Source organism: Haloarcula pellucida (genome assembly GCF_014647235.1).
Lineage (GTDB): Archaea > Halobacteriota > Halobacteria > Halobacteriales > Haloarculaceae > Haloarcula > Haloarcula pellucida.
The window spans coordinates 577,449-591,295 of the sequence record NZ_BMOU01000002.1; the positions used below are offsets into that span (position 1 = coordinate 577,449).

The following is a 13,847-nucleotide window of genomic DNA, read 5'->3' on the forward strand; positions in this document are numbered from 1 at the left end:
CCCGTGGACGACACTATCGCGTGGCTCCGCGACCGACCCTACTACGAGGGCCAGATAGTCGACGAGCGGAGGGTGCCGGGCCGGGACGCCACCGTCGCCGACTGTGCGCTGAACGCGCGCCTCGCGGACGTGCTGGCCGGCGAGGGGATCACGGACCTCTACGCCCACCAGACCGCCGCCGTCGAGTCGGTTCGCGACGGCGAGAACGTCGTCCTCGCGACGGAGACGGCCAGCGGGAAGAGTCTGGCCTACACTGTCCCCGCCTTCGAGCGGGCGCTCGATCGGCGGGCGACGACGCTGTACGTCGCCCCGCAGGTGGCGCTCATCAACGACCAGACCGAGACCCTCTCGGAACTGGCACGGGGACTCGGCTTCGCCTCCGGCGTCTCCGTCGCCCAGTACACCGGCCGGCAGTCAAAATCCGAGAAGGAGGCCATCCGGGAGCGCCAGCCGACCGTCCTCCTGACGACGCCGGACATGCTCCACTACGGCATCCTGCCCCACGCTCACCGCCTGTGGGACTGGTTCTTCCAGCGACTGGAGACCGTGGTCGTCGACGAGGTCCACGGCTACCGGGGGGTGTTCGGCAGTCACGTCTCGCTCGTCATGCGTCGGCTCCAGCGCATCGCCGAGCGGTTCGACAGCGACCCCGAGTGGGTCTGCTGTTCGGCGACCATCGGCAACCCCGTCGACCACGCCGCCACCGTCACCGGCCGACCGTCCGACTCGTTCGCGCTCGTCGACGAGGACACGAGTGCCAGCGGCCCGCGCCACTGGCTCCTGTGGAACCCGCCCGAGTACGACGGGGGTGATGGGTGGGGGAGCGGCCGCCGGAAGTCCAGTCACGTCGAGACGAAGAACCTGTTCGTCGACTTGGTCGAACGCGGCCTCCAGACGGTGGTGTTCGCGGGGTCCAGACAGACCGCCGAGCGGTACGCCAGCGACAGCGCGGACGCGTTGCGGGACAGAGGGCACCACGACCTCGCCGACGCCGTCGGGGCGTATCAGGCGGCGCTCACGGACGAGAAGCGGCGGGACCTCGAAACCCGGTTGCAGTCCGGGGACCTGCGCGGCGTCTGGTCGACCAGCGCGCTAGAACTGGGCGTCGACGTGGGCGGCCTCGACGCCGTCTTGCTGGACGGCTACCCCGGTACGCGGATGCGGGCGTTCCAGCAGGCCGGCCGCGCCGGTCGCGGTACCGACCCGGCGCTGGTCGTCCTCGTCGGCGGCGAAGACCAACTCGACCAGTACGTCCTCCGCAACCCGGCGACGCTGTTCGAGAAAGACGCCGAGCAGGCGGTCACCAACCCCGAGAACGAGCAGTTGCTCCCGAACCACGTGCTGGCCGCCGCCGGCGAGAACTGGCTCTCGCCCGACGACGACCGGCACTTCGGCGAGACGTTCCCCGACGTGGTCGCGACCCTCGAATCGGCGGGGGACCTCGACCGCCGGACGACGGATAAGGGAGTGCGCTGGACCTCGAACGGTCGCCCGCACCACGACATGAGCCTGCGCACCGTCGACGACCGCGAGGTGAAACTAATCGCGAAGGGCGACACCATCGCCAAACTCCCGTTCGAGGACGCCCTGCGGGACGCCCATCCCGGCGCCATCTACCACCACCAGGGGCGGCGCTACGAGGTGACGGACCTCGACCTCTCGACGGGGGTCGCCGAACTCGACCGGACGTGGGCGAACTACTACACCCGCGTCCTGCACGACAAGACCATCACCGTCGAGGCCGACCTGCAAGAGCGGCCGCTCCCGACCCGCGAGGACGTCCCCGTCCGGTTCGCCTCGGTGACGATGCGCAAGCAGATAACGGGCTACGAACGGCGCGACGGGTCCTCGGGCGAGGTGCTCGGCCAGCGCCCGCTCGACCTGCCGGAGACGGCGTTGGAGACGAAGGCGCTGTACTACACCATCCCCGAAGACCTCGAACGCGACGTCCTCGCGGGCGACTACGGCGACAGCGACACCGCGGACTTCCCCGGCGCTATCCACGCGGCCGAGCACGCGATGATTTCGATGTTCCCGTTCGCGTACCTCTGTGACCGCGGCGACGTCGGCGGCCTGTCGACGCCGCATCACCCCCATACGGGCGAGCCGACCATCTTCATCTACGACGGCTATCCGGGTGGCATCGGACTCAACCGGGCGGCGTACGACGACGTGCTCCCCCTGATGGAGACCACGCTGTCGATGCTTCGGTCCTGTGACTGTGCCGACGGCTGTCCGGCCTGCGTGCAGTCACCGCACTGTGGCAACGCCAACGACCCGCTGGACAAACACGGTGCCATCCACCTGCTCGGCGGTCTCACTGGCAATACAGGCGGCTGACTCACTCCGCCGGGGCGCCCGAGTCGTGGACCGTCACCTCGCCGGAAAGCTCCGTGTGCGGCGTCTCGCTGAGATCGATCCCCTCCGCCCGGCAGGCCTCGTGGACGCCGCGGACGAACGCGGACTTGACCGACAGCGCGCGGTTCTTCCGCTCGACGGGGAGCCACACGCGCCCAATCAATAGGACGGAACTGCTCGTCAACTCCGAGACGGCGACGCTCGGCGCCGGTTTCTCGCGGACGTGGTCCAAGTCGCGGGCGACGTTGCGGATGATGGCTTCCACCTCGTCTAGGTCCGCGTCGTAGTCGACGCCGAACTCGTAGGAGACGCCGACGGGGTCCGTCGACGTGTGGTTCGTCACCGCCGTCGTCGCAAGCGTCGTGTTCGGGACGAGGATACGCTCGTTGTCCGGCGTCCGCACGCGAGTCACCCGGAGGTCGATGTCGACGACGGTCCCCTGCTTGCCGTCCCACTCGATGGTGTCGCCGACGTTCAGGTCGGGGTCCGTGACGATGAACGCGCCGGAGACGAAGTTCCCCAGCACGTCTTGGGCGGCCAACCCGACGGCGACGGTGATGCCGGCGGCGATGAGCGTCGACCCGGCGAGGCTCCCCCTGAACCCCGCGAGGCTGGCCGCGACGACGACGGTGACGACCACCACGAGCAGGTGGGTCGCGCTCACCAGCGCACTCACGACGGTCCGGTTGAACTGCGAGCGCTCTAACCCCCAGCGAACGCCCGGAACGACGACGAGACGGCCAATGGTGTACAACAGGACCGCCACGGCCAGAAACTCCGCGCCGTCGTTCGCGAGTTGGACGTACGTTTCGGTGATGTCGCCGGGGAAAGTGCCAGAGAACTGCATAGCGGGGGTAGCACCGCCGGACACATGAAATTCGTCCGACTGGAGACCATCCGCTCGGACCGTCACTCCGTGGACTGTTCCTGTTCGAGTTCCGCGACCCGCTGTTCGAGGCCGGCGATGCGCTCCTCGTAGCCCCGCTTCCCGTCGAGGTAGTTGTACACGACGACGATGAGCAACGTCGGCAGACCGACGTACATCACGAGTAGCACGAGCATCCTCACGAGTTCGGTAAAACCGACCATGAACGCGACTGGGAAGGGCATACGTCGTCTACTTCCGGTCCGAATAAAGCACTTGTGTTCCACTCGAAAATGGAGAAAATATCCGGCGAACTGAGACTGGCTCTCCGACGCCGTCTCCGTATCGATCGCTCGTCTCCAATCAGTCACCCGGCATCCCCGTTCCGGGCCGTCTTCCGTTTGCGGGGCTCTGGTGAATCACTGGATCGCGTCGGTTTCGACCGTCAGAACGAGGAGTGTGAAGCGGGAAATCGCCGATGCTCTAAAACCAGTCCGCAGGTGCTATCCCTTTGCCTTCACAGACGTTTCCCATGGTAACAATCACAACCGGTCGCCCGGTCGACGAGAACGGCGACCCCCTCGACGGTCCGGCGCTCGAACTCGACCCCGACGGGCCCGCGGCCGAGATGCTGGCGGACTCGCCGTATCCGCTCGCGTCCAGCCCGGCCTCCGACACGTGGTCGGCGATTACGCAATTTCCCGAGCGCGACAACTCGTCGGACCCTGCGATGGTCGTGTGGCTCGGTCCCGACGCGACCGAACTCCCGCCCCACGTCCACCGCCACGACTCGGAGTACTTCCGCGCGCTGACCGGCGAAGTGACGTTTGTCGTGGACGAGGAACCCCACCGACTCGGCCGCGGCGAGGACATCACCGTCGAACCCGGCGAGGAACACTACTTCCGGAACGACACCGACGAACACGTCGCGTTCTACGCAGAGGTGCCGTGGACCAAGACCATCGTGACCCAGCTGACCGCCTTTGGGATGGACCACGAGGGGAAGTTCAGCAGCGACGGATCGTTCAGCGAACCCGACGCCATACAGGGACTCCTGTTGTCGGAGTACATCAGCGACGGGACGCGCATCACTGCGGTACCGTTCGCGGTCCAGCGACTCGCGTGGGCGACCGTCGGGCGGGTCGCCACGCTGATGGGTCGAGAGGCGACCGACGACAAGTACATGCGAGACGAGTTCTGGGAGCGCCGCGTCGAGCAACCCGACCTGTAGATGTCGGTTTCATCAACAGGGCCGTGGTGACCTCGCTGTCGATTCGTGGCTCCATTGCTCACCAATCGCGGTCGCGTTGCGACCGCGCGTCGCTCATCCGACGCGCTCGTCCAGAATTAACCGCGTCTTCGTGCTCACGACCTCGTCCAACTCCCGCGCTCGCGTGATGAGGTCGTTGACCTCGCCGGTGTCGGTGGCGTCGACGACGACGACGATGTCTTCCTCGCCGGAGACCTGCCAGACGAAGTCGACGGAGGGCCACTCGGCGATGCGGTCGGTCACCGCCGCCGTGTCCACGTCGACGTCGACGCCGACCTCTATCATCGACTTGACGTTCCCGGTGCGCGTCGCGACGGTGAAGCGCTCGATGACGCCGTCTTCGACCAGTCGCTCGACCCGGTTACGCACGGTCCCCTCGGAGGTGCCCACGTCGTCGGCGATCTCCGTGTAGGGCGTGCGGGCGTCTTTCCGGAGTATCGAGAGTATCTCCCTGTCCAGTTCGTCCATCGAGATTGGACGCTTCCCACCCACCGGACTTTAGGATTACGAAAATCGTAACTCGGCTTCGAAAGCAACCCTTATGAACTGGAATCCTGTACGCATCTCGTAATGACAGACGCATACGTAGCGCTGGAGGGTGACCGCGTCATCGAGGCCCGCGCACGCGCGCCGGGGACAGCACGCGGCGAAGTGGTGTTTACGACCGCCTACACCGGCTACGAGGAGAGTCTGACCGACCCGTCCTACGAGGAACAGGTCCTCACCTTCTCGTATCCGCTCATCGGGAACTACGGCGTCCGGGAGGAGCGCTTCGAGTCCGACCGCGTCCACCCGCGTGCGGCCGTCGCCCGCGAGATGACCGACGACGTCGCCGAGTGGCTGGAATCTGAAAATGTGCCCGCCGTCGACCACCTCGACACCCGCGACATCGTCACCGAGATCCGCGACGAGGGGGCCATGAAGTGCGGTATCGCCGCCGGCCCCGACGCGACGGAGCAGGACGCGCTGGACGAACTCCACCAGTGCAAGCACATGTCCGACCACACGGACATCGGCGCACAGGTGTCCGTCGACAGCGTCGAGACGTACAACGAGGACGGCGACGGTGAAACCGTCGCGCTCGTCGACTGCGGTGCGAAAGGCTCCATCATCGAGTCGCTGGTCGAACGCGACGCCGCCGTCCACGTCTTCCCGTACGACGCCAGCGAGGACGACGTGGCCGCCGTTTCCCCGGACCTCCTGTTCATCTCGAACGGCCCCGGCGACCCCGAGAACTTCGAACAGGCCGGCGAACTCGTCGAGACGTACGTCGGCGACGTCCCCCTCGCCGGCATCTGCCTCGGCCAGCAGGTCGTCGCCAACGCGCTCGGCGGCGAGACCGAGAAGATGGAGTTCGGCCACCGCGGGGTCAACCAGCCGGTCCGTGATCTGCGCACGAATCAGGTCGTGATGACGACTCAGAACCACGGCTACACCGTCGCCGAACCCGGCGACAAACTCGACGTGACCCAAGTCAACGTCAACGACGACACCCCCGAGGGACTGGAGAACGACGACCTGAACATCATCACCCGTCAGTACCACCCCGAGGCCAACCCCGGCCCGCACGACTCGCTCGGCTTCTTCGACGACGTGCTGGCGATGGCAGAGGACTAGTTGCGCTGAGCGAAGCGAAGCGCAACTAACCGGCCGAGCGGTGACCGAAGGGAACCGCGAGGAGTAGCGAGGACTCGAACGGAGTGAGAGGCCTCGTTAATCGCGAGCGGGGAACGCAGTGACCCGCGAGGCGTAGCGCGGTTCGGAGCGAGTGAGAGGCCTCGTTAATCGCGAACGGACTCACCCGTCCGCGAACCGCTCGGCCCACGGCCGGAGGACGGCCGTGACGGCCTCGTTCATCGGTACCGCCACGTCCGTCCCGTCGGCGTGGCGGACGACGGCGGCGTTGAGCGCGTCGAGTTCCATCGCCTTCTCGTGGGTCAGGTCGTAGTGCAGCGAGGAGTACGAGTCGGCGTCTAACTCCTGTGCGAACTCGACCCACTCCGCGGCAGTGTCGTCGGGGAGCGCCACGTCGTTCGCTCGCGCGACCGCACACACCTCCTCGACGACCCGGCGGTACATCCGCCACGAGTCCTCGGCGTCGCGGACGTCACCGACCGGGAGGCGCGTCGCCGCGGTCATCCCGGAGTGGGCACAGATGAACGCGAACTTCCGCCACAGTTCGACGTCGATATCGTCCGCGAGGACGGCCTCGACGCCGGCACACGAGCGGAGGGCGTCGTCCAGCGCCGCGATACGGTCGGTGCGCTCGCCGTCGAGTTCGCCGTAGACGAAGCGGGCCGGCCCGCCGGTGTGTTCGACGACGCCCGGTTCGGCGATGGTCGAGAAGATGTAGGCCACGCCGCCGACGACGTGGGACTCGCCGACCTCTTCGGCGAGCCATCGTTCGTTGTCGACGCCGTTCTGGAACGAGACGACGGCGGTGTCGTCCCCCAGCAGCGGTCCGAGGTCGGCCGCCGCCTCGCGCGTGTCGTGGGCCTTCACGCAGAACAGCACGTAATCGACCGGTCCGATGTCGGCGGGGTCGTCAGTCGCAGGCAGTTCGACTGCGGTGTCGCCGGCGACGCTCTCGACGGTGAGTCCGTCGGTCCGCAACGCGTCTAGGTGGTCGCCGCGGGCTATCAGGTGCACGTCGTGGCCGGCGTCGGCGAGTCTCGCACCGAGGTAGCCACCGACGCCGCCGGCGCCGAACACTGCAAATCGCATGGTCGACGCTGACGGTGGGACGAACCGTAGCTGTTTGGACGGTCGAGACGCTGGCGGTCGTCCTTGCTATCGGTGCCTCGTGAGAACGGAGCCGCGAAAAGATATCGGGGAGAAAGGCGTCAGAGAGACAGTCGCGTTACTTACCCCAGTCGCGCGTGGTCTTCGGGCGCTCGTCGATGGCCTGCACCGCGAGGGGCTGGTCGTCGGAGTTGATCGCTTCCAGCGCCGCTTCGCCGCTCTCGATGGTCGAGAAGTAGGTGACCGTCTCCTCGACGCAGGCCTCCAGCACGTCGCGGTCACGGGAGACCACGAGGTCGATGTCGCCGTTCTGGATGGCCTCGACGACGGCCTCGGTGTCCTCGAAGTCGTCGAGGTCGTACGTATCGAAGTGCTCCTCGAAGCCGAGGATAGGCAGGTCGACGATGGCCGTGCCCGAGAGCGGAATCGGCTTATCGACGCTCATCTGGGCCTTCTGATAGGCCTTGCCGAACGACCCGGCGGTGCCCATGACCTCGCCCGTCGACTTCATCTCCGGGCCGAGACGCGGGTCCGAACCCGGCAGGCGGTCGAACGGCAGGACGACCTCCTTCACGGAGACCTGCTCGGGAATCTGCTCGTCGATGTCGAGTTCGTCGAGCGTGCTGCCGGCCATCACCTGCGCGGCGATTTTGGCGATGGGGACGCCGGTGGTCTTCGAGATGAAGGGGACGGTACGCGAGGAGCGCGGGTTCGCCTCCAGCACGTACACCTCGCCGTCACGCACCGCGAGTTGGACGTTCAGCAGGCCGACCGTATCCAGCGCGTCGGCGATGTCCTCGGTGACCTCGCGGATGCGCGGCATGACGTCTTTGATCTCCTGTGAGCGGGGCGGAATCATACACGCCGAGTCGCCGGAGTGGACCCCGGCGGTCTCGACGTGTTCCATCACGCCGCCGATGAGGACGTCCTCGCCGTCGGCGACGGCGTCGACGTCCAGTTCCACCGCGTCGGCGAGGAACTCGTCGACGAGGATGGGCTTGTCGGGAGAGACGCGGACGGCTTCCTCGATGTACGTTTCGAGGTCGTCGTCGTTGTAGACGACGTCCATCGCGCGGCCACCCAGCACGTACGAGGGGCGCACGAGGACGGGGTAGCCGATGTCGTGGGCCAGTTCCAGCGCCTCCTCCTTGCTGGTGGCGGTGCCACCCTCGGCCTGTGCGATGCCGAGTTCGTCCATCAGTTTGTTGAAGCGGTCGCGGTCCTCGGCGAGGTCCATCGCCTCGACCGAGGTCCCGAGAATATCACAGTCCAGCCCGCGGCGGTCGAGTTCCGCTTCGAGCGGTTCGCCGATGTCGACGGAGGTCTGGCCGCCGAACTGGACCATCACGCCGTCTGCGCCGGTGGACTCGACCACGTCGGCGACCTCTTCTGCGGTGACGGGTTCGAAGAACAGGCCGTCGGAGGTGTCGTAGTCCGTCGAGACCGTCTCGGGGTTGTTGTTGACGACGTGGGCGTCGATGCCCATCTCGCGCAGGGCACGGACCGCGTGGACCGAACAGTAGTCGAACTCGACGCCCTGTCCGATGCGGATGGGGCCGCCGCCGACCACGACGACGCTCTCGACGTCGGGGTCGATCTGGAGTTCGTTGCGGTCGATGCCCGAGACGGGATCGCGCGTCGAGTAGTAGTACGGCGTCGTCGCCTCGAACTCGCCGGCGCAGGTGTCGACGAGTTTGTAGTCGCGGTGGGTCGTCTCGTCCTCGACGGTCTCTATCTGGACGCCGCTCCCGTCGGTCGCGGCCTCGACTTCGGTCTCGTCGCCGTCGTCGGCGTCGAGGCTGGCGGGGAGCCACGAGACGTGGGTGTCGTTGAACTCGCCGCCGGCGAGCGCGGTGATCTCCTGATCGGTGAAGCCGGCCTGTGCGGCCGTCTCGTAGTCGCCCTGCTGGGCGGCCTCGGCGGCGTCGGCGACCGTCTGGAAGCGCTCGACGTACCACTCGTGGATGTCGGTCAACTCGACGATTTCCTCGACCGTGTAGCCGCGTGTGAACGCCTCGAAGATGGCGTACGGGCGGTCGGGGCTGGGGCGTTCGAGGTACTCCGACTCCAGTTCGTCGTCGTCGACCTCGTGGAAGTCGACGGCGGGGTTGTACTCCGAAGAGCGCAGCGCTTTGAGGAGGCTCTCGGGGAAGGTGCGGCCGATGGACATCGCCTCGCCCGTGGACTTCATGGCCGTCGACAGTTCGAACTCGGTGTCGCGGAACTTGTCGATGGGCCAGCGGGGCACCTTCGTGACGACGTAGTCGATGGCCGGTTCGAAGGCGGCGGTCGTCTCGCCGGTGATCTCGTTGTCTATCTCGTGGAGGCGCTTGCCGAGTGCGACCTTCGCGGTGACGCGGGCGATGGGGTAGCCGGTCGCCTTCGAGGCCAGCGCGGAGGAGCGAGAGACGCGCGGGTTGACCTCGACGACGCGGTACTCGCCGCCGGGCGTGCCGTCGTCGCGCCACGCGTGCTGGATGTTACACCCGCCCTCGATGCCGAGTTCGCGGATGACCTTCAGCGCGGAGTCGCGCATCTGCTGGTGACCCTCGTCGGGGATGACCTGCGAGGGCGTGACGACGGTGGACTCCCCGGTGTGGATCCCCATCGGGTCGATGTTCTCCATGTTGCAGATGATGATACACGAGTCGTCGGCGTCGCGCATCACCTCGTACTCCAGTTCGACCCATCCGGAGATGGACTCCGTGATCAGGACCTCGCCGTTGCGGGAGAGGCGCAGGCCCTTGCGGACGCGTTCGATGAGTTCGTCGAACTCGTCGACGACGCCGGACCCGGAGCCACCCAGCGTGTACGTCGTGCGCGCGATGACGGGGAGACCGCCGACCTCGTCGACGGCGTCCTGTACGCGCTGTTCGAGTGCGTCTTCGTCGAAGTCGGTGACCGACTCGTCCTCGTCGAGCGAGATGGTCGTCGACCGGGGGACCGGTTCGCCAATCGACTCCATGCGCTGGCGGAACAGGTCGCGGTCCTCCGTCGCGTAGATGGTGTCCAGCGGCGTGCCCATCACGTCGACGTCGTACTCCTCTAGGACACCCTCCTCGGCGAGTTCGGCCGTGACGTTCAGGCCGGTCTGGCCGCCGAGGCCGGCGATGACGCCGTCGGGGTCCTCCTTCCGGATGATCTCGCTGATGGCCTCGGTGTTGATGGGTTCGAGGTACACCTTGTCGGCCATCTCCGGGTCGGTCATGATGGTCGCCGGGTTGGAGTTGACCAGTACCACGCGTGCACCCTCTTCCTGGAGGGCCCGACAGGCCTGCGCACCGGAGTAGTCGAACTCGGCTGCCTGTCCGATCTTGATGGGGCCACTCCCGATGAGCAGGATCGTGCGGTCTTCGTCCTCTGTCATTACCCGAATCGAACCCACACATCGTAATAAGCCCGGCGAAAAGGTACGAGTCTCGAAGCCCGATTTCGAATATCGTAATGCGACATCCTCACACGGGGGTGGTTCACACTCCTCCCCGGTTCAGTTGCCGCGTTAGTCGACCCGGTAGCGGTAGGGTTGGTCCTCGATTACCTCGACGTCGCCGGTCTGTGCCCGGCGGCCCAGTACTGTCGCGACGCGGTGGGCGCTGCCGAAGTCTTCGTCGTGTTCCTCCAACAGGTCGAGAATCTCGCGGGCCGTCAGCGGGCCGTCGGCGTCGGCGTCGTCGAGCACCGAGATGATGCGCTCGAACTCGCCGTGGCGGATGGCCATACGTACGTACAAAACCCCAAACACCATATAACACCGTCAGACAGCCGTCAGACGGCTGTTTAGGGGAAACCGCGGGACGGCGGGGACCCGTCGCTGTCAGCCACTGTCATACGGTGTCGTCGTCGCCGTCCCACGTCGCGTCGCCTCGGGCCACCGCTCGCGAACCCACGACGGCCGTTCGACCGCCGTCTCCCCGACGTCTGCGTACCGGAATCGGTGGTAGGCGGTCGCGTTCCGCTCCGTGTTGCGATAGCTGACGACGAACGACCGGACGAACCCCGAGGGCGCGACGACGGCGCGGACGACGTACCGGTCGACCCGGTCGAAGCCATCCGGGGCCCGCCGGACGACGAGCTCGTAGCCGTCGGGGTGGGGCTCGATGGCAGCAGGCCCCGCCGGGAGGAAACTCCGCACGAGTCGGGCGGTGACGTGGCCGAACCGGTCGCGCGCCGGCGCTGACTGACCCCGGACGAACTTGACGCCGAGCGGGCGGCGGTATCGGTTGTAACGGGTGGCGCCGTCGACGAACATCCGGTCGCTGTACCCCCCGCCCATCTGCTCGCTGCGGTAGCGGTACCGGCGCTCGTCTTCGACCGCCAGCCGCGTGACGCCTTCGCGGGCACCCACCGTCCACCGGACGGTCAGCGTGTACGACCGATCGTACAGCGACCGACGATGTGCGCGCGCGAGGGCGTCGGGACTGGCGATGCCATCGGTCGTTAGGCCGGGCACGGCAGCCGGTCCCGTCGGTTGCTCTGGCACCGGTGCTGGTGTGACCGCCTCCGGGCCGTCAGTGGCAGTGAAGCCGCTACAGCCGGCCACGACGAACGCGGCGGCGACGACGATCGCACGCCAGCCCATACGGGAGAGTCGGTCTGCTCGCGGGAAACAGTAGCGCTCAGATAGCGGTGTCGTGTCGGTCGTCGAAGTTCCGCTGGGCGCGGTACTGGTCGACGAACGCCTCGACGTCGAACTCCAGCATCTGGGCCTCGAACTCCTCCATCACGGCGTCGTCCTCGGCGTGGCTGACGGCGTGTTCCATCAGTTCGACGAGCAACTCGACGACGATCTCGTGGAGCCGGCGGGAGTCGAAGTCGGTGACCCACGCCAGTGAGAACCCGACGGCGCCGTCCTCGGCGGCGTCGGCGACGGCGACTTTCTCGGGGAACTCCTCGATGACGACGCCCATGAGGTGGGCCGTCGTGAACTCGTCGTGGTCGTCGGCCGGTTCGATCGTCTCCGTGAGAACCTCTTCGAGAAATTCCGGGACGAAGCGGGCGAGCGGGTGCGCGTCCAGTACGACGGCGTGAGTCGCGCCACACGCGCAGTCGTACTCGCGAATCCCCATGTGCAGGTCGTCGTGGGTGTCGATGACCTCCCCACAGGCGAGTTCGAGTTCGGACTCGCGTCCGCCGGGCACACGCGGTTCTGCCATTGCCAGCGATAGGACACTCGCGGGGTTAAAGCCCGCGATACGGCGGGCTGCTCAGAGTCCGGACGGATCCGCGCTCGACCGAACCTGTAGATACGCAGCGGTCACGGCGGCGATGCCCAGCGTCTGGAAGACGGCCCTGATGACCGTCGCGACGACGTTCAGGACGACCCGACCCGAAATCCCGGCGACGCCCGGGGCGATGCCGAGGAACGTCAAAACCGTCGGGATAGCCGCGACGAGACCGAACAGGCCGAGTACCACCAGCAGGACGATGATGCTCGCGGGGTCGTCCATGAACCGGGCGAAACTGTTCTTCACCGTCGTCCCGTAGCCCCCGTCGTTCAGCGCTATCTCCTGCCGGAGGTAGACGAAGACGGTGAGCAAGACGAGCGAGCCGACCGAACCGACTAACGAGCCGACGCTCCCTACTAGCGGGCCGACTAACTGTCCAGCCAACGGCGCCACCGACCCGAAGACGAACAGCAGGACGGCGATCCCACCGCCGAGGACCAGCACGTGGCTGACTCGCTCGGCCGGCGACTCGACGGCCGTCTCGCTCGGCCCGGCGAAGGTCCTGATCGCCCAGAACCGGACGAACTCGCCGACGAGGACGAGCAGTAGTGCGAGGGCGACGGCGACGCCGAGGCCCACGTCTATCGCCAGCGGATAGTTCCCCGTGAACGAGGCCATCATCTGCTGCTGTTCGGGGGTGTACCCGCCGTTCTCGAACACGAATTGCATCATCTCTCTGGCGAAACTCTCATTGGCGACGAGGCTCACCAGATTGAGAACGACTAACACGGCGACGACGAGCACACCGGATTCGCTCGTCAGGTCGTCGAATCCAGTTCGGAGGGCGGCACCGATGTCGAGGGACATTGTCGGTTCAGTTCGACTCTCGGAACGTAAATAAAAATACTGTCTTCGTCGAAGCGCCCGTGCCGCCGGTTCAGGGCCAGTCGTCGCGCTCGTCGTCCTCGTTGGTCGTCGCGGCGGGGGCTTCGGGTTCGCCGAGTTCCCAGTCGGCGGCCTCGGCGGCCTGTTCGACTGGCAGGAACTCCCACTCGGCCGTCTCGGCGAGTTCGGCGGCCGCTTCGTCGGTGCCGACGAAGACGTGGCGGTCGGTGTCGAACTGCTCTTTGACGTTGACGAGACTCTCCTCGCGGCCCCGCGGCCCGGAGAAGAAGTCCTGTCGGATGCGATGCTTTCGCGTGAAGTTGGTCACGACGTACGTGGGTTGATCAGAGATGACGCCGACGTACTCGGACCACTGGCGGGCGTCGTTGAAGACGCTATCCGGGTACGCCAGTTCTTTCAGGGCGTCTAGGTCGAACGCGAGGGTCATGTCGCCGCTGCCGCCGTCCATACGCCGTACTCCGCCGTGCGCGGAAAAAAGGGCGTCGTTCTCGTGTCCCGCCGACGTCCGCCCGGACCGGCAGACGATAGGCCGGTGTCGGGG

The 13,847-nt window shown here is 66.6% G+C and carries 13 protein-coding genes; 3 read left to right on the plus strand and 10 right to left on the minus strand.

Annotated features, from left to right (window positions below):
• Positions 1-3: 3 nt before the first annotated feature.
• Positions 4-2,340 carry a DEAD/DEAH box helicase gene (locus IEY28_RS09615; protein WP_188996747.1) on the plus strand — a complete coding sequence of 779 codons (2,337 nt, stop codon included), beginning with the start codon at positions 4-6 and terminating at the stop codon, positions 2,338-2,340.
• 1 nt (position 2,341) lies between these two features.
• On the opposite strand, the gene IEY28_RS09620 is transcribed toward IEY28_RS09615, so the two are convergent.
• Both IEY28_RS09620 and IEY28_RS09625 read right to left on the minus strand, forming a co-directional pair.
• Entirely contained in the window at positions 2,342-3,205 is an 864-nt protein-coding gene (locus tag IEY28_RS09620; RefSeq protein WP_188996749.1) for a mechanosensitive ion channel family protein, read from the minus strand.
• Positions 3,206-3,267: 62 nt separating this feature from the next.
• On the minus strand, positions 3,268-3,468 hold the full coding sequence (locus IEY28_RS09625; protein ID WP_220639393.1) for a hypothetical protein: 201 nt from the start codon (positions 3,466-3,468) through the stop codon (positions 3,268-3,270).
• 287 nt (positions 3,469-3,755) lie between these two features.
• Here IEY28_RS09625 and IEY28_RS09630 point away from each other — a divergent pair, with 287 nt between their 5' ends.
• Positions 3,756-4,454 carry a cupin domain-containing protein gene (locus tag IEY28_RS09630; protein ID WP_188996751.1) on the plus strand — a complete coding sequence of 233 codons (699 nt, stop codon included), beginning with the start codon at positions 3,756-3,758 and terminating at the stop codon, positions 4,452-4,454.
• Between the two features lie 93 nt (positions 4,455-4,547).
• On the opposite strand, the gene IEY28_RS09635 is transcribed toward IEY28_RS09630, so the two are convergent.
• On the minus strand, positions 4,548-4,961 hold the full coding sequence (locus IEY28_RS09635; protein WP_166972037.1) for an Lrp/AsnC family transcriptional regulator: 414 nt from the start codon (positions 4,959-4,961) through the stop codon (positions 4,548-4,550).
• A 102-nt stretch (positions 4,962-5,063) separates the two neighbouring features.
• On the opposite strand from IEY28_RS09635, the gene carA reads away from it, so the two are divergent.
• Positions 5,064-6,110 (plus strand): glutamine-hydrolyzing carbamoyl-phosphate synthase small subunit, encoded by a 1,047-nt coding sequence (gene carA / locus IEY28_RS09640; protein WP_188996753.1) that lies wholly within the window; start codon positions 5,064-5,066, stop codon positions 6,108-6,110.
• Between the two features lie 180 nt (positions 6,111-6,290).
• Here carA and IEY28_RS09645 read toward each other — a convergent pair whose 3' ends face one another.
• From IEY28_RS09645 to IEY28_RS09675, 7 genes are all read right to left on the minus strand, one after another.
• Positions 6,291-7,217 carry a 2-dehydropantoate 2-reductase gene (locus IEY28_RS09645; protein WP_188996755.1) on the minus strand — a complete coding sequence of 309 codons (927 nt, stop codon included), beginning with the start codon at positions 7,215-7,217 and terminating at the stop codon, positions 6,291-6,293.
• Positions 7,218-7,353: 136 nt separating this feature from the next.
• Positions 7,354-10,602 (minus strand): carbamoyl-phosphate synthase large subunit, encoded by a 3,249-nt coding sequence (carB, locus tag IEY28_RS09650; protein ID WP_188996757.1) that lies wholly within the window; start codon positions 10,600-10,602, stop codon positions 7,354-7,356.
• 132 nt (positions 10,603-10,734) lie between these two features.
• The gene (locus IEY28_RS09655) at positions 10,735-10,953 is read right to left on the minus strand and encodes a hypothetical protein (RefSeq protein ID WP_166972029.1); all 219 of its coding nucleotides are present in this window, start codon (positions 10,951-10,953) and stop codon (positions 10,735-10,737) included.
• A gap of 96 nt (positions 10,954-11,049) precedes the next feature.
• A complete protein-coding gene (locus IEY28_RS09660) occupies positions 11,050-11,814 on the minus strand; it encodes a hypothetical protein (RefSeq protein WP_188996759.1) in 765 nt (254 codons plus the stop codon).
• 37 nt (positions 11,815-11,851) lie between these two features.
• Positions 11,852-12,388, minus strand: a complete 537-nt coding sequence (locus IEY28_RS09665) for a DUF5815 family protein (RefSeq protein WP_166972025.1) — start codon at positions 12,386-12,388, stop codon at positions 11,852-11,854.
• A 51-nt stretch (positions 12,389-12,439) separates the two neighbouring features.
• The gene (locus IEY28_RS09670) at positions 12,440-13,267 is read right to left on the minus strand and encodes a DUF7847 domain-containing protein (protein WP_188996761.1); all 828 of its coding nucleotides are present in this window, start codon (positions 13,265-13,267) and stop codon (positions 12,440-12,442) included.
• 70 nt (positions 13,268-13,337) lie between these two features.
• A complete protein-coding gene (locus IEY28_RS09675; RefSeq protein WP_188996763.1) occupies positions 13,338-13,754 on the minus strand; it encodes a DUF7124 domain-containing protein in 417 nt (138 codons plus the stop codon).
• Positions 13,755-13,847: the final 93 nt, after the last annotated feature.

What these genes read in the sequence shown, in the direction of transcription:
- IEY28_RS09620 (WP_188996749.1), bottom strand. Translation starts at nt 3,205, where the DNA reads ATGCAGTTCTCTGGCACTTTCCCCGGCGACATCACCGAAACGTACGTC.
- IEY28_RS09625 (WP_220639393.1), bottom strand. Translation starts at nt 3,468, where the DNA reads ATGCCCTTCCCAGTCGCGTTCATGGTCGGTTTTACCGAACTCGTGAGG.
- IEY28_RS09630 (WP_188996751.1), top strand. Translation starts at nt 3,756, where the DNA reads ATGGTAACAATCACAACCGGTCGCCCGGTCGACGAGAACGGCGACCCC.
- IEY28_RS09635 (WP_166972037.1), bottom strand. Translation starts at nt 4,961, where the DNA reads ATGGACGAACTGGACAGGGAGATACTCTCGATACTCCGGAAAGACGCC.
- carA (WP_188996753.1), top strand. Translation starts at nt 5,064, where the DNA reads ATGACAGACGCATACGTAGCGCTGGAGGGTGACCGCGTCATCGAGGCC.
- IEY28_RS09645 (WP_188996755.1), bottom strand. Translation starts at nt 7,217, where the DNA reads ATGCGATTTGCAGTGTTCGGCGCCGGCGGCGTCGGTGGCTACCTCGGT.
- carB (WP_188996757.1), bottom strand. Translation starts at nt 10,602, where the DNA reads ATGACAGAGGACGAAGACCGCACGATCCTGCTCATCGGGAGTGGCCCC.
- IEY28_RS09655 (WP_166972029.1), bottom strand. Translation starts at nt 10,953, where the DNA reads ATGGCCATCCGCCACGGCGAGTTCGAGCGCATCATCTCGGTGCTCGAC.
- IEY28_RS09660 (WP_188996759.1), bottom strand. Translation starts at nt 11,814, where the DNA reads ATGGGCTGGCGTGCGATCGTCGTCGCCGCCGCGTTCGTCGTGGCCGGC.
- IEY28_RS09665 (WP_166972025.1), bottom strand. Translation starts at nt 12,388, where the DNA reads ATGGCAGAACCGCGTGTGCCCGGCGGACGCGAGTCCGAACTCGAACTC.
- IEY28_RS09670 (WP_188996761.1), bottom strand. Translation starts at nt 13,267, where the DNA reads ATGTCCCTCGACATCGGTGCCGCCCTCCGAACTGGATTCGACGACCTG.
- IEY28_RS09675 (WP_188996763.1), bottom strand. Translation starts at nt 13,754, where the DNA reads ATGGACGGCGGCAGCGGCGACATGACCCTCGCGTTCGACCTAGACGCC.